Annotated in this window: 1 protein-coding gene; it reads right to left on the reverse strand. The window is 67.1% G+C overall.

Translation table 11 applies throughout. The annotated features are described in order from the left end of the window. The coding region (gene eno, locus J3S89_RS03090) for a phosphopyruvate hydratase (protein ID WP_217926011.1) at window positions 1–971 on the reverse strand (971 nt) is incomplete at its 3' end. Window position 972: the final 1 nt, after the last annotated feature.

The raw sequence follows: 972 nt of genomic DNA on the forward strand, positions 1-972 counted from the left end.
GTCTTCAGGCGCTTGGTGTTGGTGACGAAGAGATCGTCGCCGACCAGCTGCACCTTCTTGCCGATCAGATCGGTCACGGCCTTCCAGCCGGCCCAGTCGTCCTCGGACATGCCGTCCTCGATCGAGATGATCGGGTACTGGGCGCACAGATGCGCCAGATAGGCGGCCTGCTCGTCGGGGGTGCGGACCTTGCCCTCGCCCTCGTAGACGTAATTGCCGTTGCGGAAGAACTCGGTCGAGGCGCAATCGAGCGCCAGATAGATGTCCGAGCCGACCGAATAGCCCGCCTTCTCGATCGCCTGGACGACGAAGTCGAGCGCGGCCTCGGCCGAGGCGAGGTTCGGGGCGAAGCCGCCCTCGTCGCCGACGTTGGTGTTGTGGCCGGCCTTCTTCAGCTCGCCCTTGAGGGTGTGGAACACTTCCGCGCCCATGCGCAGACCTTCGGCGAAGGTCTTGGCGCCGGCCGGCATGATCATGAATTCCTGGAAGTCGATCGGGTTGTCGGCGTGGACGCCGCCGTTGATGATGTTCATCATCGGAACCGGCAGGACGCGGGCGCCGGGGCCGCCGAGATACTTGTAGAGCGGCAGGCCGGCGGCGGCGGCGGCGGCCTTGGCGACGGCGAGCGACACGCCGAGGATGGCGTTGGCGCCGAGGCGGGCCTTGTTGGGGGTGCCGTCGAGGGCGATCATCGTGTTGTCGATGAGGATCTGGTCCTCGGCATCGAAGCCGCCGATGGCGTCGTAGATCTCGGTGTTGACGGCCTCGACGGCCTTCAGCACGCCCTTGCCGAGATAGACGGCCTTGTCGCCGTCGCGCAGCTCGACCGCCTCGTGGGCGCCGGTCGAGGCGCCCGAGGGAACGGCGGCGCGGCCGAAGGACCCGTCCTCCAGGACGACGTCCACTTCGACGGTGGGATTGCCGCGGCTGTCGAGAATCTGACGGCCGACGATGTCGACGATGGCGGTCATG

This window comes from Pinisolibacter aquiterrae, from assembly GCF_019160155.1.
GTDB classification, from domain to species: Bacteria; Pseudomonadota; Alphaproteobacteria; order Rhizobiales; family Ancalomicrobiaceae; genus Pinisolibacter; species Pinisolibacter aquiterrae.